General features: G+C 63.7%; 18 protein-coding genes. 14 read left to right on the plus strand and 4 right to left on the minus strand.

The window, feature by feature from the left end; genetic code table 11:
- Nucleotides 1-5: 5 nt before the first annotated feature.
- Nucleotides 6-740, minus strand: coding sequence for an NUDIX domain-containing protein (locus DFO48_RS00880; protein WP_114862265.1), 735 nt, complete (start codon nt 738-740; stop codon nt 6-8).
- 246 nt (nt 741-986) lie between these two features.
- On the opposite strand from DFO48_RS00880, the gene DFO48_RS00885 reads away from it, so the two are divergent.
- From DFO48_RS00885 to DFO48_RS00930, 10 genes are all read left to right on the plus strand, one after another.
- The gene (locus DFO48_RS00885; protein ID WP_114862672.1) at nt 987-1,538 is read left to right on the plus strand and encodes an RNA 2'-phosphotransferase; all 552 of its coding nucleotides are present in this window, start codon (nt 987-989) and stop codon (nt 1,536-1,538) included.
- The gene (locus DFO48_RS00890) at nt 1,535-2,158 is read left to right on the plus strand and encodes an HAD family hydrolase (protein WP_114862266.1); all 624 of its coding nucleotides are present in this window, start codon (nt 1,535-1,537) and stop codon (nt 2,156-2,158) included. The genes DFO48_RS00885 and DFO48_RS00890 overlap by 4 nt, the downstream gene beginning before the upstream one ends.
- Nucleotides 2,155-2,724, plus strand: a complete 570-nt coding sequence (locus tag DFO48_RS00895) for an NADAR family protein (RefSeq protein ID WP_114862267.1) — start codon at nt 2,155-2,157, stop codon at nt 2,722-2,724. Before DFO48_RS00890 ends, DFO48_RS00895 begins: the two co-directional genes overlap by 4 nt.
- On the plus strand, nt 2,721-3,632 hold the full coding sequence (locus DFO48_RS00900; protein ID WP_114862268.1) for an ADP-ribosylglycohydrolase family protein: 912 nt from the start codon (nt 2,721-2,723) through the stop codon (nt 3,630-3,632). Before DFO48_RS00895 ends, DFO48_RS00900 begins: the two co-directional genes overlap by 4 nt.
- A gap of 495 nt (nt 3,633-4,127) precedes the next feature.
- Complete coding sequence (locus tag DFO48_RS00905) at nt 4,128-5,315, plus strand: branched-chain amino acid ABC transporter substrate-binding protein (RefSeq protein ID WP_114862269.1); 1,188 nt, start codon at nt 4,128-4,130, stop codon at nt 5,313-5,315.
- A 62-nt stretch (nt 5,316-5,377) separates the two neighbouring features.
- Complete coding sequence (gene tadA, locus DFO48_RS00910) at nt 5,378-6,751, plus strand: tRNA adenosine(34) deaminase TadA (protein WP_114862270.1); 1,374 nt, start codon at nt 5,378-5,380, stop codon at nt 6,749-6,751.
- Nucleotides 6,752-7,043: 292 nt separating this feature from the next.
- Nucleotides 7,044-8,093 (plus strand): LD-carboxypeptidase, encoded by a 1,050-nt coding sequence (locus DFO48_RS00915; RefSeq protein WP_199406927.1) that lies wholly within the window; start codon nt 7,044-7,046, stop codon nt 8,091-8,093.
- Between the two features lie 157 nt (nt 8,094-8,250).
- A complete protein-coding gene (locus DFO48_RS00920) occupies nt 8,251-8,706 on the plus strand; it encodes a hypothetical protein (RefSeq protein WP_003080586.1) in 456 nt (151 codons plus the stop codon).
- Nucleotides 8,703-10,532: a hypothetical protein gene (locus DFO48_RS00925; RefSeq protein ID WP_114862271.1), complete on the plus strand. Its 1,830-nt coding sequence runs from the start codon at nt 8,703-8,705 to the stop codon at nt 10,530-10,532. The genes DFO48_RS00920 and DFO48_RS00925 overlap by 4 nt, the downstream gene beginning before the upstream one ends.
- Before the next feature lie 122 nt (nt 10,533-10,654).
- Complete coding sequence (locus DFO48_RS00930) at nt 10,655-11,020, plus strand: STAS/SEC14 domain-containing protein (RefSeq protein WP_114862272.1); 366 nt, start codon at nt 10,655-10,657, stop codon at nt 11,018-11,020.
- A gap of 64 nt (nt 11,021-11,084) precedes the next feature.
- Here DFO48_RS00930 and fusA read toward each other — a convergent pair whose 3' ends face one another.
- Nucleotides 11,085-13,208, minus strand: coding sequence for an elongation factor G (fusA, locus tag DFO48_RS00935; RefSeq protein WP_003080579.1), 2,124 nt, complete (start codon nt 13,206-13,208; stop codon nt 11,085-11,087).
- Nucleotides 13,209-13,433: 225 nt separating this feature from the next.
- Here fusA and DFO48_RS00940 point away from each other — a divergent pair, with 225 nt between their 5' ends.
- Nucleotides 13,434-13,682 carry a hypothetical protein gene (locus DFO48_RS00940; RefSeq protein ID WP_003080577.1) on the plus strand — a complete coding sequence of 83 codons (249 nt, stop codon included), beginning with the start codon at nt 13,434-13,436 and terminating at the stop codon, nt 13,680-13,682.
- Between the two features lie 29 nt (nt 13,683-13,711).
- Here the strand turns inward: DFO48_RS00940 and DFO48_RS00945 are convergent, their stop codons facing one another.
- The gene (locus tag DFO48_RS00945; RefSeq protein WP_003080574.1) at nt 13,712-14,104 is read right to left on the minus strand and encodes a hypothetical protein; all 393 of its coding nucleotides are present in this window, start codon (nt 14,102-14,104) and stop codon (nt 13,712-13,714) included.
- Nucleotides 14,105-14,298: 194 nt separating this feature from the next.
- Here DFO48_RS00945 and DFO48_RS00950 point away from each other — a divergent pair, with 194 nt between their 5' ends.
- Nucleotides 14,299-16,869 (plus strand): penicillin acylase family protein, encoded by a 2,571-nt coding sequence (locus DFO48_RS00950; RefSeq protein WP_233506262.1) that lies wholly within the window; start codon nt 14,299-14,301, stop codon nt 16,867-16,869.
- A 129-nt stretch (nt 16,870-16,998) separates the two neighbouring features.
- Here DFO48_RS00950 and DFO48_RS00955 read toward each other — a convergent pair whose 3' ends face one another.
- Entirely contained in the window at nt 16,999-17,979 is a 981-nt protein-coding gene (locus tag DFO48_RS00955; RefSeq protein WP_114862274.1) for an alpha/beta fold hydrolase, read from the minus strand.
- Between the two features lie 168 nt (nt 17,980-18,147).
- Here DFO48_RS00955 and DFO48_RS00960 point away from each other — a divergent pair, with 168 nt between their 5' ends.
- Nucleotides 18,148-19,209 (plus strand): aldo/keto reductase, encoded by a 1,062-nt coding sequence (locus DFO48_RS00960; protein ID WP_114862275.1) that lies wholly within the window; start codon nt 18,148-18,150, stop codon nt 19,207-19,209.
- A gap of 69 nt (nt 19,210-19,278) precedes the next feature.
- Nucleotides 19,279-19,779, plus strand: a complete 501-nt coding sequence (ybaK, locus tag DFO48_RS00965; protein ID WP_114862276.1) for a Cys-tRNA(Pro) deacylase — start codon at nt 19,279-19,281, stop codon at nt 19,777-19,779.
- Nucleotides 19,780-19,908: the final 129 nt, after the last annotated feature.

A 19,908-nucleotide genomic window follows, 5' to 3' on the forward strand; every position in this document is an offset into this window, starting at 1 on the left:
CTGTATCAATGGCCGCGTGGGCTGAAGGTTCGGGGGAAAACCACGGGGCCGCTGCGGTCCGCCAGCCGGTAGCCCATGGCGGGGCGGTTCGATGTGCCTTCCACATGGCCGGCCTCGACCAGAAAGTTCGCTGCCAGCATGCGGGTGCGAAAGCCGCTCTTGTCCACGCTGCGCCCCAGCACGGTTTCATAGACTTGCTGCAACTGGGGCAGGGTGAAGGGCTCGCTCAGCAAAAAAGCGGGCAGCGAGGTGTATTCGACCTTGTTGCGCAGACGTTCAACCGCCGCCTGCAAGATGGTGCCATGGTCGAACGCCAGAGCGGGCCGGCGCAGCAATTCATCCACTTCGAACCAGGCCACATCGGCCGCATTGGCGCCTTTCGTCAGTTGCAGATCATGGGCGGGAATTAGCGCAAAGTACACATGGGTGGCCGACCAGCCACGCGGATCACGCGCCGCACTGCCCCAACTGCCAAGCTGCTCCAGATAGGGGCTGTCCACACCCGTCTTCTCCTTGAGCTTGCGCGCGGCGCAGGCCTGCAGATCGGCATCCAGTTCCACATTCACAAACCCTCCGGGCAGGGCCCAGAGTCCGGGAAACGGATCGTCTTCATGGCCTGGGCGTTGCACCAGCAATACATTCAGGCGGCCCTGGGCAATCGTGAAGATCACCACATCCACCGTGGTGTAGGGGCGGGGAAAGTCCGGCGCTGGCTTGGAGTGACGCTGTGTAACGGTCATGAATCAGGCTTGACTGAATGAATGCTGGGTTGTATTGTACAACTTGCATAAGTTGCTCAATGCAACTTATGTCCTGTAGCTGGAGCCCAGACCAAGCATGCAGACGCATGCCAACAAAGCCTGGCCTGGGTTTGCGGCAAGGCAGTGGCACCGTGGAAAGTACGACAAGGTCGGGTCCCGGTAGCGCAAGGGCCTGTCATGAGCCAGATCGACAGCTTCAAACAAAGAGAAAAAGAGAACAAGAAAATGAAAAACCCAAACACCACCGCTCGCAGCAAGTTCCTCAGCCTGGTGCTCAGGCACAGTCCCGAGACCATAGGGCTCAAGCTCGACGAGGCGGGCTGGGCCCGGACCGATGAGCTGCTGGCCTGCCTGGCGCGCTCCGGTCGGCCCATCAGTCTGGTGGATCTGCAGACCATGGTTGCTGACAACAACAAGCAACGCTATTCCTTCAGCGCGGATGGCAAGCGCATTCGTGCCAATCAGGGCCACTCCATCAAGGTCGAGCTGGGCCTTGAGGCAAGGCGTCCTCCGGCAGTGCTCTTCCACGGAACGGCCACGCGTTTTCTGGATGCGATTTTTCATGAGGGCCTGAACCGGCAGTCACGCCACCATGTCCATCTTTCCGAAAGCCAGGCAGTGGCTGCTCAGGTCGGCAGTCGCCATGGCAAGCTGGCCCTGCTGCAGGTGGACGCCGCGCGCATGCAGGGCGAGGGCCATGTGTTCTACCGCTCCGACAACGGTGTGTGGCTGACCGATGTCGTCCCTGCCCGGTATCTGCTGAAGCTGGCGCCATGAATGCCTCGGGAATCATCGCCGTCGACGCGGATGGCGTGCTGCTGGACTACAACCTGGCATATGCCTCAGCCTGGGAGCGGGTATTTGGCGAGCGGCCCGCGCTGAAGCGGCCTGACGCCTACTGGGCCATGGACCGCTGGGGTGTTGCCAGCCTGCAGGGCGAGGCCTTGAGCCGCTTTCGCACCAGCTTTGATGCGCAGTTCTGGTCGAGCATTCCCGCGATTGACGGAGCGCTCCAGGCTTGCGAGCAGCTGTGCGCTGCGGGGTATGAGCTGGTCTGCGTGTCGGCGATTCAGCCGCAGTTCGCCGAGGCTCGGCAGACCAATCTGCGCAAGCTGGGCTTTCCCATATCGCGTGTGGTCGCCACCAGCGGCCGTGCCGATCCGGGTCCCAGCCCAAAGGCACAAGCCCTGGCGCAGTTGAGACCTCTGGCATTTGTCGATGACTTTCTGCCGTATTTCGACGGTGTGGATGCCCGGATTCACAAGGCGCTGGTGCTGCGCGAGCAAGGCGGGTCACCCAATACCGGGCCGGGTCTGCAGGCCATTGACTCCACTCATGCCACTTTGGCGGACTTTTCCCGTTGGTGGCTGAACCATTATCAAGAAGAACAGACATGAACCGAGATTACGATATTCGATCCGTAGCCGATCTGGTGGCCCAGCTCGACCAAGGCTACCGCCCCAAATACCTTTGTTTCTGGGGCCATCAAGCCGAAAGGAATGGCTCGGTGGGCAAAGGCTGTCTGAGCCAGTGGTTTTCTGCTCCATTCACCGTCGAGGGGGATCGCTTTGCCACGGCGGAGCATTTCATGATGGCAGGCAAGGCACGGCTGTTCGGGGACGAAGAGGCGCGCGCGCAGGTGCTGGCTGCACCGTCTCCTGCCAGTGCCAAGCAGATAGGGCGCAGCGTGCGCAATTTCGACGAGGCTCGCTGGAAGGCGGAGTGCTTCGACATCGTGGTGAGTGCCAATGTCGCCAAGTTCTCCCAGAACCCGGCCATGGGCGAATTTTTGCTGAGAACCGGCGAGCGTGTGCTGGTCGAGGCCAGTCCGCGCGACCGCATCTGGGGCATCGGCCTGGGCGCTGCCCATCCCGATGCCGAGCAGCCGCGCAAATGGCATGGACAGAACCTGCTGGGTTTTGCGCTGATGGCCGCACGCGCTCAGTTGAGAGTCGGACAATGAGCACGCTGGACCGTTTTGAAGGCGCTCTGCTGGGCCTGGCTTGTGGCGATGCCGTGGGTACGACGCTGGAGTTTCGGGAGCGCGGAAGCTTTGTGCCGCTGACCGATATGGTGGGGGGCGGGCCGTTTTCACTGAGAGCCGGACAATGGACGGATGACACGTCCATGGCTTTGTGCCTGGCCGAGAGCCTGGTTGTCAAAGGAGGTTGCGACCCCGGGGACCAGATGACGCGCTACGCCAACTGGTATCAGTGGGGTTACTGGAGCTCCACCGGTCACTGCTTTGATATCGGCATGGCAACGCGCGAGGCGATTCAGCACTATCTGCGCACCGGCAATGCGCTGGCGGGAAGTGAAGATGCGCGCAGCGCCGGCAATGGCTCGCTAATGCGGCTGGCCCCGGTGGCCATGGCGTATGCCCATGATGAGCAAGAGGTGCAGGAGCGGGCGGCGCTGAGCTCTCGCACCACGCATGCGGCTGCCGAGTGTCTGGATGCCTGCCGTCTGTTCGCCGTGGCACTGAGCCGCGCCCTGCGGGGCGCAGACAAGGCGCAGGTGCTGGATCTGGCTGCGTTGCCGTTTGGCAGCCCGCGCATCGCCGAGATTGCACAAGGCAGCTGGCGCAGCAAAAGCCGCGAACAGATCCAGAGTACGGGCTATGTGGTGCACAGTCTGGAAGCTGCTTTGTGGTGTTTTGACAGGCTCGATAGCTTTGAAGCCGTCGTGCTGGAGGCAGCCAACCTGGGTGACGATGCCGACACCACTGCGGCCATTGCCGGCCAGATTGCGGGTGCGTTCTGGGGTCGCGGCGGCATTCCTGCGCACTGGCTTGAAAGACTGCATCAGCAGGCCGATATTCGCGCGCTGGCGCAATCGATTTATGCGTTGAATCAGGTGCTGGCCCAATAAATTTTGCGTGGCCATGCTCCCTTCACGGGACCTGCTCGCATCAGGAAAGTTGGTCGCAGGTCCTTGGTTGTCGCAGCGGAGGTCGCGAGAGCCGTACCGGGTCTGCGCGGTCTGCGGGTGCCTGTGGCCGTGGTGAACATGCAGGCCTTCAAAAAAGCTTGCCCGCCAGCCAGGAAAGCTAGGCGCAGCGTGCACCATCCCTGTCAACGCGGCACAATCAAGGCGCTGAGTTGGCGACGGTGCGAGAGCTAGGTCGGCAGCTTCAGCCGAAAGCCGAAATATCCCCCGCAGCCGGAGTCTGTGCTCAACGCCGAAAGAGCCGAGCCTGCTCAGGCTTGCTGGCAATTGCTCCAATGGAGTTCTGGTCCTTAGACTCCAGAGATTGCCCCTTCGCTTGCACATTGAACTGGTATCGCAGGCTTTGCCGCTACGCTTGAGGCTTTGGCCTGGCGAAGGCTTGCATGCCACAGCCTTCCGCTTCATCAAGGAGAAAGCATGTCCATGACTGATCGCTCGGCCCAGAGCCGCCGTGTCCGCACCTCGTGTTCCCTGAGCCTGGCGCTGGTCGCTGTGTCCCTGACGTCCGCCCATGCAGCGGATGCGGAAAAGCCTCTGGTGGTGCGCATCGCCCATGGCGGCCCAGTCTCGGGTCCTATCGCCGCCTTGGGCAAGGATGAGGAAAATGGCGTGCGCATGGCGATTGACGAGCTCAACGCCCGCAAGCTGCAACTGGGCGGCCGCCCCGTGCACTGGCAGCTGGAGGCAGGCGATGATGTGGGTGACCCCGGCCAGGCCACGGCGTTGGCACGCCGTTTCTGCGACAAGAAGGTGGCGGCCGTGGTGGGGCATCTTCAGTCGGGCACCACGCTGCCCGCAGCCAAGATCTACAACGACTGCGGCATTCCCAATATCACCCCGGCAGCCACCAATCCCGCGATTACCGAGGCCGGCTATGACGACACCTTCCGTGTCATCGCCAATGACCGGGCCATGGTCAATGCCTTGCTGGACTATGCCGTCAAGCATCAGGGCGTCAAACGCATCGCGATCGTGGATGATCGAACTGCCTATGGACAGGGCATCGTCAAGCTGTTTGAGGCCGCAGCGGCCGAGCGCGATGTGCAGATTGTCGACAAGCAGTACACCAGCGACAAGGCCACGCAATTTTCGCCCATTCTCACGGCCATCAAAGGCCGTAAACCCGATGCGATCTTCTTCGGCGGTCTCGATGCGCAGGCCGCTCTCATGCTGCGTCAGATGTCGCAGCTGGCCATGAATCAGGTGAAGTTCCTGGGCGGTGATGCGCAATGTTCGGAGCGCCTGCCCTCCATGGCTGACAAGGTGCCGGCGCTCAAGAATGTGGTTTGCGTGATGAGCGGCAGCTCTCTGGGCAATATGCCCGGTGGTCTGCTCTGGAAGCAGAAGTATGACCAGCGCTTTCCCGGCCAGTATCAGGTCTACAGCCCTTACGCTTATGACGCGACCATGGTGCTTGCGAAGGCCATGCTGAGTGCCGATTCAGCTCAGGCCGAGGCCTATCTGCCCCGCTTGCGCCAGACGCGTTACGAGGGTGTGACGGGCACGATTGCCTTTGATTCGCAAGGCGAGTTGCAAAGCCCGCGGGTCACGCTTTATGGCTATGACTCCGGCGAACGCAAGGAACTGGTGATCAGCGGTCATTGAGCGGTATCGGTGTTTCTCAAAGGAATATCCGTCAAGCTATTGACTGTCAGGCGCATATAGCTATGGATTTTGATACTTCCGTGCACGAACACTTCATGCGCGAGGCGCTGGAGCAGGCGCGCTGCGCCGCCGACTGTGGCGAAGTGCCGGTGGGGGCAGTGGTCGTCAAGGACGGGCAGGTCATAGGCCGCGGTCATAACAGCCCGCTCTCTGCCCAGGACCCCACGGCCCATGCCGAGGTGCTGGCCTTGCGCGAAGCAGCTCGGACTCTCGGCAATTACCGGCTTGACGGCTGCACGCTGTATGTGACGCTGGAGCCCTGCACCATGTGCAGCGGCGCCATGCTGCATGCGCGTGTGGACGCCGTGGTCTATGGCGCGGCCGAACCCAGGACCGGCGCCGCCGGATCGGTGCTCGACGTCTTCGGCTACGCCGCCATCAACCACCAGACGCGGGTACTGCGCGGCGTGCTGGCAGCGCAATGCTCGGCACTGATGGCAGAGTTCTTCCAGCTGCGACGCCTGGAAAAAAAGGCGCAGCAGCCGCACCCGCTCAGGGACTGGGCGCTGCGAAATGCCGATGAGGCGTTTGCCGGCCTGCCCGCCTGGCCCTGGCAGCCGCAGTGGCGCAGCGACCTGCCGGCGCTGCAGGGGCTGCGTCTGGCGGTGGTCGATGAAGGGCCAGAGGATGCCGCAATGACCTGGCTGTGTCTGCATGGCTGCCCGGGCTGGGGCTATGGCTTCCGGCATCTGCTGCACGATTTGCTCGCTGCCGGTCATCGCGTGGTGGTGCCCGATCTGCCGGGTTTTGGCCGCAGCGACCAGCCCAAGAAGGACAAGCAGCACAGCGCGCCATGGCATTTGCAAATCATCGCCGAGCTGATCGAAGCGCTCGATCTGCGGCGGCTGGTACTGGTCGGCCAGGGCGATGGCGGCCGGCTGGGTCTGGCTGCAGCGCAAGCCCTGCCAGAGCGCTTTGCCGGCGCGTGGCTGATCGACACCTGGCCGCTGAATACGCAGCCGCAGCAGCGTCAGCAATGGTTTGAACAGGCTGCGCGCAAGCCCGGTTGGGATGTGGCCAGTGCCATGGCCGAATTGGAAGGGAGCAGCAATGCCGAAGAGGCCTGCGCCTGGAATGCCCCGTTTGCGCAGCCTGGCCATCGGGCCGCACTCAAGGCCTGGCCGCGCCTGCAGACCGAGCTGGCTGCGCCGCCCGCCGATCTGCTGCAGCAATGGGCGCAGGCCGATAGGCTGTGGCTGCAGCCCGCAGTCACGCAGCAGCCCGTGTCTGCTGCGCAATGGCAGGAAGCCTGGCTGCAGGCCGTGCCGCAACTGGCGGCGCAGACCAGGGTCTGGCGGCAAACCCAGCCTGGCGCTCCGGTTCCTGCTGCACAGCAGGGCGGCGGTGCAGCGGCTGTGGAATACTTTGCGCCGTAGCCCGATCGGCCAGGCCGGCGGAGCAAGCATCTGAACTAGGACTTATGCAAACAAGAATGCAACAAGGGCTCGCCTTCTGAGGCAGTCGCCCGGCCTGAATCTGTTTTGCGTAAGTCGTATGAACTTCTGAATCTGCGGATTCACCCACTTTCACGGAGCATGCGGCCGATGGCCGCATGAAAAGGCTTTGGCAACCTCGCGCAAATCCCCGGCATCCACTACAGCACCTCAGCAGCAAGATCCCCACCACCACGTCCACTCTCACGGGCATGAGCCGGCCCAGCAGGCTCATGTGCATGACGAGCACTGCAGCCATGAGCATGGTCACCACGATCATCAGGACCATGTGCACAGCGCCGATGGCAGCTGCTGCGGCCATGATCACAGCCATGGCGGCAAGCATGTCTACATCTATTCGCCCTCGGGGGCGGTGCGCGACAAGGCAGCCTTCAAACGCGGCGTCAAGCAACTGGAGGCTCTGGGCCACGAGGTGGAGATCGATGCCGATGCGCTGGCCAGCAGCCAGCGCTTTGCGGGTGACGACGCCACCCGTCTGGCGGCTATCCATCGTGCCGCCGCCAGTGGGGCAGATGTGGCACTGATTTCGCGCGGCGGCTACGGTCTCACGCGCATCCTGCCGGGCATCAAGTACAAGACCGTGGCCAAGGCGATTGCGGGCGGCACCAAGTTTGTCGGTCTCAGCGACTTCACGGCTTTTCAGCTGGCCATGCTGGCACAGACCGGCTCGGTCACCTGGGCGGGGCCCGCGCTCAACGCCGACTTTGGTGTGGATAGCAAAAAGACAGGCGAGCCCGTGGACGACATCATGCTGGACTGCTTCGAGGACCTGCTCAGCGGCCAGGGCGAGGGCGCGGGCTGGCAGATGCCCAGGATTGGCGAGCTGCCCAATGGCAGGCCCCAGCTCAAGGACTTCTATGTTCCCGGCGGAGCCACCTTGTGGGGCGGCAATCTGGCGGTGCTGGTGTCCCTGCTGGGCACGCCTTACTTCCCGCAGGTCGATGGCGGCATTCTGTTCATCGAAGACGTGGGCGAGCATCCCTACCGGATCGAGCGCATGCTGACGCAGCTGCTGCTGGCGGGCGTGCTGCAAAAGCAAAAAGCCATCGTCTTTGGCCAGTTCACCGAATTCAAGCTCACCACGCATGACAAGGGCTTCAAGCTGCAGACCGTCATCGACTGGCTGCGCATGCAGCTCAAGCGCCCCGTGCTGCAAGGTTTGCCCTTCGGCCATGTGCCCACCAAGGTGCTGCTGCCCGTGGGCGCGCAGGTGTCGCTGTCCGTGGAAGGGCGGGATGCGCTGATCTACTGGGGACATGTCTGACGGCAGACCGCCGCTGAGGCTGCAGGGGGCGTTGCCAGCATGGCCTGTGCCTTGTGCGGGGTCTAAGAGATCTCTGTTTTGATAGCTATCAACGTAGACTGCATAACGTCTGAGTGTTGATTTTGCTTGTACTTTGGATATCGGGAAGGACGCACGCATGGGCAAGGCTGCACTGCAGTGGAGCGAGGAAATGCTGGCCCGCCTGGGCCAGGAAAAAGACTCGGTGCTGGCCGAGCGCTGGGGCACCTCGGCCAAGACGGTCAACCTCAAGCGCAATGCGCTGGGCATTCCGGCTTTCGGGCATTTCCAGTGGACGCAGCCAGCGCTTGCTTTGTTGGGCCGGGAAGCGGACGCCGAGGTGGCTAAGCAGCTGGGCATCAGCAAGGCCAGCGTGGTGGCCAAGCGCACCGAGCTGGGCATTGCCTCGGTGACGGGCGCTGCTGCCAGCAGCGCTTTTGACTGGAGCGACGAGGCCGTGGCTTTGCTCGGTACCGCGTCCGATGCCAGGGTTGCCGAGCAACTGGGCCTGAGCCGCCTGACGGTCTACAACGCTCGCATCGCCAGAGGGATTGCTGCCGCAGGCCGGGCGGCGGGCAAGAGCCCGGAGCCATGAATCCGACTGCCGCGCCAGTGGCCGATCTTGCGGCAAACCGGCCGCAGACTCTGCTGCGCGCGGTATTGCTGGGCTGGCTGTGGGTGGCGGCCCTGGCCGGCTTTTCCCATCTGCTGACGCGCTTGCCGCCCTGGGGCTGGCTGCTGGCAGTCTTGCTGCTGGTGCTGCTGCCGGCCTGGGGGCATTGGCTGCTTCTGATGCTGCGCAAAAAGCTGCTGCGCATGCAGTTTGCGCCACAAGGGCATATCGGCCGCTGGCTCGGCGGCGGTTGGTGGCCGGCGTGCAAGGCATTGGCACTGGCCTTGCTGCTGTGCACCAGTTCACTCTGGCAGGCCTGGTTTCTGGCGCCCTGGGAATGGGCGCTGCTGGCGCTGGCACCCTTGCTTTATGCCTTGCTGGCCTGTGGCATGCAGGGGAGATTGAAGCGAGAGTTTTCATCCACGGCCTTTGCCTGGGCCTTCACTCAGCGCGCTGCTACTTGGTTGCTGCTGGTGCTTCTGGGTGGTGGCTGGCTCTATGGCATGGCCAGCCAGCAGGATATGGGACGGACACTGGCGGCCGGCATGGCGCCTGAAGCGCTGAATCTTGCTCTGGCCCAGATTCATGCCGCGCCCTCGGGGCTGGTGCGCTGGGGGCTGGATGCCCTGCTGGCCGTGCAGCTGGCCAGTGGCGCCATGGCCGACCTGCCCCAGTTGCCCGCGCTGCGCCTGTTGCTGCTGGCGCTGTTCGGTCCGGTAGGCGTGCTGCTGTGCCTGGGGCGCGCCATGCAGGGGGCATCGACTTCTTCGGCCCTCCTGCTGCAGGCCAGGCCTTCGGGGGCAGTGCGCAATGCGGCCTCTTCGCCGGCCGCACGTACGCCGGCCGCACCTACGCCGGCCGCACCTTTGCTGGCCCTGGTTGCCGTGCTGGTGCTGGGCATTCTGGTACAGACCACGGCCGCCCTTGACGGTCTGGCCCGTGCGCAGGAGAGCCCGCTGGCGCTCAAGCGCCTGCCCGAGTGCGAGCGCATCGGGCAGCAGCTCTACAGCCTTGGCACGCTGGACGCCACACGCCAGCAGGTTCTGCAACTGCTGGGCCGGGCCCAGGCCGGACAGGCCCTGTGCCAGAGCATCCCGCAGATGAACCGGCAGCTGGATGCCGTCGTCGAGCGCTATCTGGACTGGTATTTCAGTCTGGGGGCGGAGTGGGGACGCATCCTCAGTCTGCTCACGGGCGATGTGAGCCAGTTTCTGCAGAACAAGCTCAGCGAAACCCTGGGAGCCACGCCAGGGCTGGAGGGCTGGGTGCAGACTCTGCAAAAGCAGGCACTGACCAGCGGCGCTGCTCTGGCCGAGGGCCAGCAGCGCATCGAGGAAACCCTGGCGCGTCATCATCTGGCCCTGAGTCCCGAGCAATGTCTGGTGCGTGCCGAGGTGGCCAGCCTGCCTGCGCTGGAGTTGTTGGGCGATGCACGCCAGCGGCTGACGGCCAGCGCCCTGGTGGGCACGGGGGGCGGTGCTTTTGCCGCAGCCGTTGCGGGCAAAGCCATGGCCAAGGCCTCGATGAAGGCGGCCAGCAAGGTGCTGGCCAAGGCCGCTGCCAAGCAGGGTCTGGGCAAGGCCGGGGCAGCGGTAGCCGGTGCGGCCGTGGGCTCCGTCGTTCCCGGTGTCGGCACCGCCGTGGGGGCCGTGGCGGGAGCGGTCGCCGGTGTGGTGCTGGGCGTGGGGATTGATTGGGCGGCACTGTATGCCGAAGAACTGCTCACGCGCGATGCCATGCGCGCCGATCTGCGTGCTGCGCTGGGCGAGCAGCTGCAAGGCCTGAGCCGGGCCATGGGCTGTCCCTAGTCGACTCCGCAGTCGGCCCGGCGCTGCGCCAGAAGCCGCGAAAACCTGTGCTGCGGGTGCTGTCTAGGGCTGCATTCCCGCGAGCGCAGGCGTACAGTGAAGTTTCGCTGCAGGAGTTGCATATGCTCAATTACTCCCTCATGAAACCCGAAGGCATCTTGCTGCTGGAGCCCCATGGGCCTCTGACCGAGCAGGATTTCGACGGCGTCAGCCAGGATGTGGACGATTTCCTGGCCGAGCATCCCAAACTGCATGGGGTGATGATCCAGTCCAAGGACTTTCCCGGCTGGGAAAACTGGGCCGGCTTCAGCGCCCATATGGGCTTTGTCAGAGACCATCGCCATCAGGTGGAGCAGATCGCTCTGGTGACCGACAGTCATCTGGCGGGCATGGCCGAGTTCGTCGGCAGGCATCTCACGCATGCCGAGGTCAGGCATTTCCCGTTTACCGAAGATGCCATGGCCATGCAGTGGCTGCATGCGGCCTGAGTCGCCTGTCTGAAGCAGTCCGGCAACTCTGCCGCCGAGCCGCGGCAGAGTTGCCTGGATCATCCTAGCCCTGTTTTCGGTGGCCGGTCGTCGCGGTCGCTGCGGCCGCCGCCTGCTGCGGGGCCTGTGCGTAGCGCTTGAACTCCATGGTGTAGGTGGCGCGGCCCTGAGTCATGGAGCGCAGATGCGTGGCATAGCCGAACATTTCCGATAGCGGCACCTCGGCCCTGATGGTCTTGCCGTCGCCCGCCATGTCGTCCATGCCCTGCACGGCGCCGCGGCGCGAGGACAGATTGCCCATCACGGCGCCTGCGTATTCTTCGGGCGTCTCCACCTCGACGGCCATGATGGGCTCAAGAATCACCGGGTCGGCTCTCTTGCAGGCTTCCTTGAAGCCCAGGATGGCGGCCATGCGGAAGGCCTGCTCCGAGGAGTCAACCTCGTGATAGGAGCCGAAGGTCAGCCGCACCCGCACATCGACCACGGGGTAGCCGGCCAGAACACCAGAGTTCATGGCTTCGCGCAGGCCTTTTTCCACGGCGGGGATGAATTCGCGCGGAATCACTCCACCCTTGATTTCGTCGACGAATTCAAACCCCTTGCCCGATTCCAGCGGCTCCACGGTCAGCACCACATGGCCGTACTGGCCTTTGCCGCCGGACTGGCGCACGAACCTGCCGTCCACATCGCTGACTTTCTTGCGAATGGTTTCACGGTAGGCCACCTGGGGCTTTCCCACATTGGCGGCCACATTGAATTCGCGTTTCATGCGGTCGACGATGATTTCCAGGTGCAACTCGCCCATGCCGGCAATGATGGTCTGGCCCGATTCCTCGTCGCTGCTGACCCTGAAGGACGGGTCTTCGGCTGCGAGGCGTGCCAGTGCCTGGCCCATTTTTTCCTGATCGGCCTTGCTCCTGGGCTCCACGGCCTGGGCGATCACAGGTTCGGGGAAGGAGATTTTTTCGAGCACGATGGGCGCTTGCGGATCGCACAGCGTCTCGCCTGTGCTCACGTCCTTGAGACCCACGCAGGCCGCAATGTCACCTGCGCGGATTTCGTCGATCTCCTGGCGTGCGTTGGCATGCATCTGCACGATGCGGCCTATGCGCTCCTTTTTGCCCCGGGTCGGGTTGTAGACCAGATCGCCCTTGGCCAGCACGCCCGAGTAAACACGCACAAAGGTCAACTGGCCCACGAAAGGGTCGGTCATGAGCTTGAAGGCCAGGGCGGCGAATTTCTCGTCATCGCTGGCATGGCGTATGAGCGTGGCACTGGCGCTGTCGTCTTCGCTATGCCCTTCGATAGCCGGAACATCGAGCGGCGAAGGCATGAGCTCGACAATCGCGTCAAGCAGACGCTGTACGCCCCGGTTCTTGAAGGCCGAACCGCAGAGCATGGGCTGAATTTCGGTGGCAATGGTGCGCAGCCTCAGGCCGGTGATGATGTCCTCGGTATCGAGGTCGCCGCTGTCCAGGTATTTCTCTGTCAGGGCTTCATTGGCCTCGGCAGCGGCCTCCACCATCTTCTGGCGCCATTCCTGTGCACTGGCCAAAAGCGCTTCAGGGATTTCCTGGTACTCGAATTTCACCCCTTGCGACTCGTCATCCCAGAAGATGGCCTTCATCTTGATGAGATCGACGAGGCCGTGAAAATCGGCCTCGGCCCCGATGGGAATGACGATGGGCACGGGGTGGGCCTTGAGGCGGTCCACCATCATCTGGCGCACACGAAAGAAGTCGGCACCCACGCGGTCCATCTTGTTGACGAAGGCCAGGCGCGGCACCTTGTACTTGTTGGCCTGGCGCCAGACGGTCTCCGACTGCGGCTGCACGCCGCCCACGGAGTCGTAGACCATGACAGCGCCGTCGAGCACGCGCATGGAGCGTTCCACTTCAATCGTGAAGTCCACGTGGCCGGGGGTGTCGATGATGTTGATGCGATGGGCCGGGAAGTTGTGTTCCATGCCCGACCAGAAGGCCGTGGTGGCCGCCGAGGTGATGGTGATGCCGCGTTCCTGTTCCTGCTCCATCCAGTCCATGGTGGCAGCGCCGTCATGGACTTCGCCCAGCTTGTGGTTGACCCCGGTATAGAACAGTATGCGCTCGGTGGTGGTGGTCTTGCCGGCATCGATATGCGCGGAGATGCCGATATTGCGATAGCGCTCTATGGGCGTGTGGCGAGCCATGATGACCTCCCTGAAACACAGTTCTGAAACTGAAGCGCCGGCACCATGGTGGCGGTGCCGGCAAGCAGAGGAAACGCATCGGAAATACTAGAGAGATGGCTACAAGCTCACTGCCAGAGTGGGTATGGCCCGCGGCATAAAACAGAAAAGGCAGGCCAGGGCACAAGGCCTGTAGCCTGGCGGGCACCCGGCTTTACCTTCATTGAAGAACAAGGACTTGTGAACATGACAGAGCAGAGCATTCAGACAGCCGCCCACAAGATGGTCTACATCCTGGTGGTGGAGCAAAGCTTGCGTGCCGGCGAAGGCATGAGCGAGAAAGCGCTTGCTGCCGACCTGCAAAGACACGGCATAGGCGAGGGAGAGCGCCAGTCAGCGCTGGACTGGGCCGTCGGCAAGGGCTGGCTGGAGAAAGCCGAAGGCGACGAGGTGCGCCTGACCGAAGCCGGCTTTGACATGAATTTCACGCAGTAGCGGCAGACGCCGGGCCATCCACCCGGCGTCTATTCCAGGTAGACGCCTTTTTCCTTTTTGCGTGCCCGCATGCCGGTGCGCAGGAACAGTTCGCTGCCGCCTTGCACGGCCAGGGGCTGGCCGGGCTTGCCGCCGTCCTGGGCCAGGTGGGCATCGGCGCGCGCATTCCAGTGCTCCAGCAGATCCTGCAGGGCAAGGCGCTCCGCCTCGTTCAGCTGCGGGTGCTGCTCCAGGAACTCCTGCAGATACTGGCGCGCATCCTGCTCCAGCTGCTCGCGCGTGGTCGCCAGCGAGATATAGCTGATGTCATCGTCGCGTCCGCTGGTATGCGTGCCCAGCAGATAGCAGCCAATATAGTCGCCCCGGGGCTGACCCACGGCCGGGTCCTGGCTGAGTTTCTTGAACAGGCTGAAGGGCCACATGCGTTGAATTCCTTGGGACTGACGCAAACAGGGAAGCACGACGGGCATTTCCATCGACAGAAAACCATGCCTGATCCGAGTCTGCGTAAGTCGTTTACCTAACACCGGGCCGGGGCCCAAACAGGTATTGTCGCCCATGGCTGGACGCGATCAGCATGTGGATGTTGCGCACCGGACGCATGACAAGAGGCGATATGGGAGACATCACTTTGGCGGCAGAACCTTGCGCCCACCCCTGGCTCAGGCGCACATGGCATCTGGCGGCTGCGGCCTGCGGACTGGTTTTGCTGGCAGGGGCCGCCTTGGCGGTCTATGGCGTGCGGGCCCAGCCGCGCCTGGATGGCAAGCTGGTCCTCGAAGGGCTTGAGCGCAGCGTGTGGGTCAGGCGCGACGAGTCCGATGTCACGCATATCAGCGCTCAGTCGCCGCAGGATGTCTGGCGGGCCCTGGGCTATGTCCATGCGCAGGAGCGTGGCTGGCAGCTGGAGTTCAATCGCCGTCTCATGCAGGGGCGGTTGTCGGAGACTCTGGGCCCGGCCACGCTGGAGCTGGACAAGCTGATGCGTGCTCTCGATATTCATGGCGCGGCGCGTCGCCAGTACGTGGCGCTGCCGCCCTCGGTGCAGGAGGCCTTGCAGGCCTACAGCCAGGGTATCGCCGCCTTCTACGCCAGGCCCTCGCAGGCTGCAGCGCCGGAGTTCCTGCTGCTGGGCACCAGGGCCGGAGCAGGAGGGCCATCAACCTGGCAGCCTGAAGACACCGTGGGCTGGGCGCTGATGATGGCGCTGGACCTGGGCGGCAACTGGGGCAACGAGTTCGCGCGGCTGAATCTGCTGCAGGTCCTGAGCACCGAGCAGCTGTGGCAGCTGATGCCGCCCTATCCGGGCGAGCAGCCCGCGACGGCGGTGGATCTGGCCAGCCTGTACCGCCAGCTTGGTGTCTACCGGGAGGCGGATGCCCAGCCCAAGGTCTCGGCACCCGCCGGGCAGATGCAATCAGCCTTGCAGCAATGGGCGGCCTCCATGGCGAGGGATATGGGCACGAATGACGGACTGGGCAGCAATAACTGGGTGGTGGCCGGCAGCAAGACCCGAAGCGGCAAGCCCTTGCTGGCCAACGATCCGCATCTGGGGCTGAGCGCTCCGGCCATCTGGTATTTCGCGCGCCTTCAGTCGCCACAGGGTCGGGCCGGCGACGGCAGCGTCCTGAGCGCGCTGGATGTGACGGGTGCCACCTTGCCGGGCATGCCCTTTGTGGTGCTGGGCCGCACGGCGCAGGTGGCCTGGGGCTTTACCAACACCAACCCCGATGTGCAGGACCTGTATCTGGAGCAGATCAACCCGGCCGATGCCAGCCAGTACCGCACACCCAGTGGTTGGGAAAAATTTGCCGTGCGCGAGGAGGTCTTCAAGGTCAAGGGCCAGGGCGATGTCAGGGTGACGCTGCGCAGCACGCGCCACGGCCCCGTGATCAGCGATGCGCAGCAGCAATACGGCAAGGTCATCAACACCGATCGCTATGCGCTGGCCCTGCGCTGGGCGGCTCTGGACACGGACAACCGCACGGTGGAGGCCGGCCTCAGGGCCAACGGGGCGCAGACCGTGGCCGAACTGTTCGAGGCGTTTTCCATCTACCACTCGCCCATGCAAAGCATTGTGGCGGCCGATGTGCAGGGGCATATCGGCTTCAAGGCCGCGGGCAGGGTGCCGGTGCGTGCGCCGGGCAATGACTTGCGCGGCGTGGCGCCGGCGCCTGGCTGGGATGCGCGCTATGACTGGCAGGGCTGGCTGGGCTACGAGCAGACGCCGCAGGACGATGGCGGCACGCGGGGCTTTGTGGCTACGGCCAACCAGCGCGTGACGGAAGCGGGCTATGCACATTTCCTGACCCAGGACTGGAGCCTGCCCTATCGCCACCAGCGCATAGAGCAGTTGCTGGCGGCCGGCAGTCCGCACGATGTGGCCAGCATGGCGGCGATCCAGAACGATGTGCAGTCCCTGGCCACCCGGACCTTGCTGCCCGTGCTGCGCAAGGCGCAATCGAGCCACGCCCTGGCAGCGCAGGCGCAGCAACTGCTGACGGGCTTTGATGGGCAGATGGAGCGGGACAGGCCCGAGCCGCTGATCTTCTCGGTCTGGGTCGACGAGCTGACGCGCGCCCTGGTGATTGCGCGAATTGGCGAGCAGCGCTTTGCCATGAGCTACGGCAAGCGGGACTTCCGCGCCGGGCTGGAAGGAATGCTGGCGCGCAATGACGCCTGGTGGTGCGCGCCGCTGAGCTGCGAGCAACAGGCCGGCCAGGCGCTGACCCGCACGCTGGACAAGCTGCAGGCCGCTTACGGCGAGGACCCGCGCCGATGGCGCTGGGGCGCGGCGCACCCGGCGCTCAGCGCGCACAAGCCGCTGGGCTCGGTGGCAGCGCTGGCCGGCGTGTTCAATGTCAGTGTGGCCTCGGACGGTGACACCTATACCGTCAACGTCGGGCAGTACAACGCCAACCCCCAACCATCCGATGCCAAAGGCCCACTGGGCGGGCGCTTTGTCAGCCGCCACGCGCCTTCGCTGCGCGCCATCTACGACCTGGGCGATCCGGAGTCCTCGCAGTTCATCTACCAGACCGGGCAGAGCGGGCTGGCGCTGTCGGGTCGCTATGCCGACATGAGCCGGGAATGGGCCGACGGACGCTACCGCAAGCTGCAGATGCAGCCTCTGCGCTGGCGCCATGTGCTGGAACTGCAGGCCGGAAAGGGCGTGGAAAGCTATTGATAAGTGAGCTTGTAGCGTATGTCATATATTGATTTCAGATATAAATGATTCTGAAAACCAATGTTTACATGTGCTAAAAGCTCCTATGGAGATAGCAAAAACAGCCGCAGTCTCAGCAGTCGCAGTCTTTCAGCGCAAGAAATCCTCGATCAGGCCGGCCACGGCCACTGGCTGGTCGTGGTGCAGCATATGGCCCGCGTCCTGCACGCGGGCGATTTCGCATTGCGGGATGTGGCGAATGCGCTCGTGGTATTGCTCCAGCGTGTAGCGACCCTGGTGCCACTGGCCCAGGCTGTCGTCCGAGGCTTCGACCGACAAGGTGGGCGCGGTGATGGCGGCAAGGCAGGCCAGTGCTTCGTCCACGCGGTAGAGATAGGGGTTGGCGATCTTGTGCGCGGCGTCGCCCAGAATATGCCAGCGGCCCTGGGCATCGGGGGCCGACCAATGGTGAGCCAGCCATAGCGCCTTGTCGCGGGGCAGGCGGCGATTGGTTTTTTGCAGGCGATTGGCAACGGCCTCCACGCTGTCGTAGGACGCAAGGCCCAAGCCGCCGGCACGCTGCTCGCGCAACTGGTCCATCCACTGAGCCAGACGCCCTGGGGCCTGGCCGGGCGTGGTCGGCGCCATGCCGAAGCCCTCGAGATTGACAAAGCGGCGAATGCGCTCAGGCCGCGCCCCCGCGTACATGCAGGAGATATTGCCCCCCATGCTGTGACCGACCAGGTCAATGGGCCGATCGGGCGAGATCTGCTCCAGCAGCATGTCCAGGTCGGCCAGGTAGTCGGTGAAGTAGTAGCTGTCGCAGGGTTCGGCGCTGCGGCTCAGGCCGAAACCGCGCCAGTCGTGGGCCACGATGCGGCGGCCCTGCACAAAGGCGTCGCTGAAGGCGTCGACTACAAACTGGTAGGAGGCAGCCACATCCATCCAGCCATGGGCCAGCACCAGCACAGGCAGATCGGGATCGATTCCGGAAGCCGGCTCGGGCTCCCAGCTGCGCAGGTGGCACTGCATATTTCGCACGGGCAGCATCTGCGAGCGCCACTGGCGGCGCGGCTGATAGGGCGGGATATCGGTGAGCTGGCCGGTCAGCGTGGGGTTGTGCGTTGTCATATTGTCTCCGTTGTTTTGATTATTGCTGCGCTTGCAGCATGGCCCGTCGTGCACGGGACAGTTGTGTCAGCAAAAACAAGGTGTCGGCTCTGATCTTGCCCTGACCTTGTACTCTCAGGCCCTAAACTTGGAAGCATGACTTCTGCTGCATCCACTTCCCGTCTTTCCATGAATCCCGTTGCTCTGGGGCAGAGCGATCTGCGCGTCAGCCCCATCTGTCTGGGCACCATGACATTCGGCGAGCAAGTCGATGAGGCTGAAGCCTGGCGCATCATGGACCGCGCCGTGGAGCGCGGCGTGGATTTCTTCGACACGGCCGAGATGTATGCCGTGCCCGCTCGCCAGGCCACCTTTGGCGCGACGGAATCCATCATCGGCCGCTGGCTCAAGGCCCGCCCCGGCATGCGCGAGCAGATCACGCTGGCCAGCAAGGTGGCCGGCCCCTCGCGCGGCATGCCCTGGATCCGCGAAGGCTCGGGCCTGTCGGCGGATGACATTGTTCGCTCCTGCGACGCAAGCCTTGAGCGCCTGCAGACCGAGGTGATCGACCTCTACCAGATTCACTGGCCCGAGCGCCATGTGCCGGCCTTCGGCACCATGTATTACGACCCGCAGAAGGAAAGCTCGCTCACGCCCATCCACGAGCAGTTGCAGGCACTGGCCGGTCTGGTCAGGCAAGGCAAGATCCGCCACATCGGCCTGTCCAACGAGACGCCTTATGGCGTGCACGAGTTCGTGCGCCTGGCCGAGCAGCACGGACTGCCGCGTGTGGCTGCGATCCAGAACCCTTACTGCCTGATCAACCGCAGCTATGAGAACGGGCTGGACGAAACCTGTCACCGCCTCGATGTATCGCTGCTGGCCTATTCGCCGCTGGCGTTCGGCCTGCTGACGGGCAAGTTCGACCAGTTTGCGCCGACCGAGGAGGGCGCGCCCAAGCAGGCACGTATCGCCAGGTATGAATCTGTGCAGAAGCAGCGCTGGGGTCGCCCCGATGCGCTGGCCGCCGCGCGCCGCTACAACACGCTGGCGCGCGAGCATGGCCTCACTCCCACGCAGCTGGCATTGGCCTTTTGCTACACCAAGTGGCAGGTGGCCAGCACCATCATCGGTGTGACTTCGGTGGCCCAGCTCGACGAGGATCTCGATGCCTGGGGAGTCGAGCTGTCTGCCGAGCTGCTGGCCGAAGTCGACCGCATCCGCTGGGAGATGCGCGATCCCGCTGTCTGAGCACTTTATTGAGGGAAAATGGCTGATGACCCATATCGGGCATGCGCCACTAGCTATCAAAATTGAATCATGGCAAAAAAAGACAAAAACGCCCATGTCAGCGAGACTCCGGCCACGCAGATGCTCAGGGCCCACAAGGTGGAGTTCACCGAGCACCCATATGACTATGTGGAGCATGGCGGCACCGAAGAATCAGCGCGCCAGCTGGGGCTGGACGAGCATGCGGTGGTCAAGACCCTGGTGATGCAGGATCAGGATGCCAAGCCGCTGATCGTGCTCATGCATGGCGATTGCAAGGTATCGACGAAGAACCTGGCGCGCCAGATCGGGGCCAAGAGCGTGGAGCCTTGCAAGCCCGAAGTGGCCAACCGCCACAGCGGCTATCTGGTGGGCGGCACCTCGCCGTTTGGCACCAAGCGGGAAATGCCGGTCTATATCGAGGAAACCATACTCGCGCTGCCACGCATCGCCATCAACGGCGGGCGGCGCGGCTATCTGGTGCAACTGGCCCCTGAGGTCTGCACCCGTCTGCTCGATGCCCGGCCGGTGCACTGCGCGCTGGCAGAATAGGGGGCTAGCCAGCTGGGGGCAGACGCCGGCCGGCAAAAACGCAAACAACAAGGACTTACGCAAACCAGGATGCACAAGGGACATGACGGTCGACAAACCGCCATGCCTGATCCGGATTGCGCAAGTCGT

The sequence above is a fragment of the Comamonas sp. AG1104 genome (assembly GCF_003350425.1).
In the GTDB taxonomy this organism is placed as follows: Bacteria; Pseudomonadota; Gammaproteobacteria; order Burkholderiales; family Burkholderiaceae_C; genus Comamonas; species Comamonas testosteroni.

What these genes read in the sequence shown, in the direction of transcription:
- DFO48_RS00950 (WP_233506262.1), top strand. Translation starts at nt 14,299, where the DNA reads ATGGGAGACATCACTTTGGCGGCAGAACCTTGCGCCCACCCCTGGCTC.
- tadA (WP_114862270.1), top strand. Translation starts at nt 5,378, where the DNA reads ATGGATTTTGATACTTCCGTGCACGAACACTTCATGCGCGAGGCGCTG.
- DFO48_RS00960 (WP_114862275.1), top strand. Translation starts at nt 18,148, where the DNA reads ATGAATCCCGTTGCTCTGGGGCAGAGCGATCTGCGCGTCAGCCCCATC.
- DFO48_RS00890 (WP_114862266.1), top strand. Translation starts at nt 1,535, where the DNA reads ATGAATGCCTCGGGAATCATCGCCGTCGACGCGGATGGCGTGCTGCTG.
- DFO48_RS00885 (WP_114862672.1), top strand. Translation starts at nt 987, where the DNA reads ATGAAAAACCCAAACACCACCGCTCGCAGCAAGTTCCTCAGCCTGGTG.
- DFO48_RS00945 (WP_003080574.1), bottom strand. Translation starts at nt 14,104, where the DNA reads ATGTGGCCCTTCAGCCTGTTCAAGAAACTCAGCCAGGACCCGGCCGTG.
- DFO48_RS00920 (WP_003080586.1), top strand. Translation starts at nt 8,251, where the DNA reads ATGGGCAAGGCTGCACTGCAGTGGAGCGAGGAAATGCTGGCCCGCCTG.
- DFO48_RS00895 (WP_114862267.1), top strand. Translation starts at nt 2,155, where the DNA reads ATGAACCGAGATTACGATATTCGATCCGTAGCCGATCTGGTGGCCCAG.
- DFO48_RS00940 (WP_003080577.1), top strand. Translation starts at nt 13,434, where the DNA reads ATGACAGAGCAGAGCATTCAGACAGCCGCCCACAAGATGGTCTACATC.
- DFO48_RS00905 (WP_114862269.1), top strand. Translation starts at nt 4,128, where the DNA reads ATGTCCATGACTGATCGCTCGGCCCAGAGCCGCCGTGTCCGCACCTCG.
- DFO48_RS00880 (WP_114862265.1), bottom strand. Translation starts at nt 740, where the DNA reads ATGACCGTTACACAGCGTCACTCCAAGCCAGCGCCGGACTTTCCCCGC.
- ybaK (WP_114862276.1), top strand. Translation starts at nt 19,279, where the DNA reads ATGGCAAAAAAAGACAAAAACGCCCATGTCAGCGAGACTCCGGCCACG.
- DFO48_RS00900 (WP_114862268.1), top strand. Translation starts at nt 2,721, where the DNA reads ATGAGCACGCTGGACCGTTTTGAAGGCGCTCTGCTGGGCCTGGCTTGT.
- DFO48_RS00930 (WP_114862272.1), top strand. Translation starts at nt 10,655, where the DNA reads ATGCTCAATTACTCCCTCATGAAACCCGAAGGCATCTTGCTGCTGGAG.
- DFO48_RS00925 (WP_114862271.1), top strand. Translation starts at nt 8,703, where the DNA reads ATGAATCCGACTGCCGCGCCAGTGGCCGATCTTGCGGCAAACCGGCCG.
- DFO48_RS00955 (WP_114862274.1), bottom strand. Translation starts at nt 17,979, where the DNA reads ATGACAACGCACAACCCCACGCTGACCGGCCAGCTCACCGATATCCCG.
- fusA (WP_003080579.1), bottom strand. Translation starts at nt 13,208, where the DNA reads ATGGCTCGCCACACGCCCATAGAGCGCTATCGCAATATCGGCATCTCC.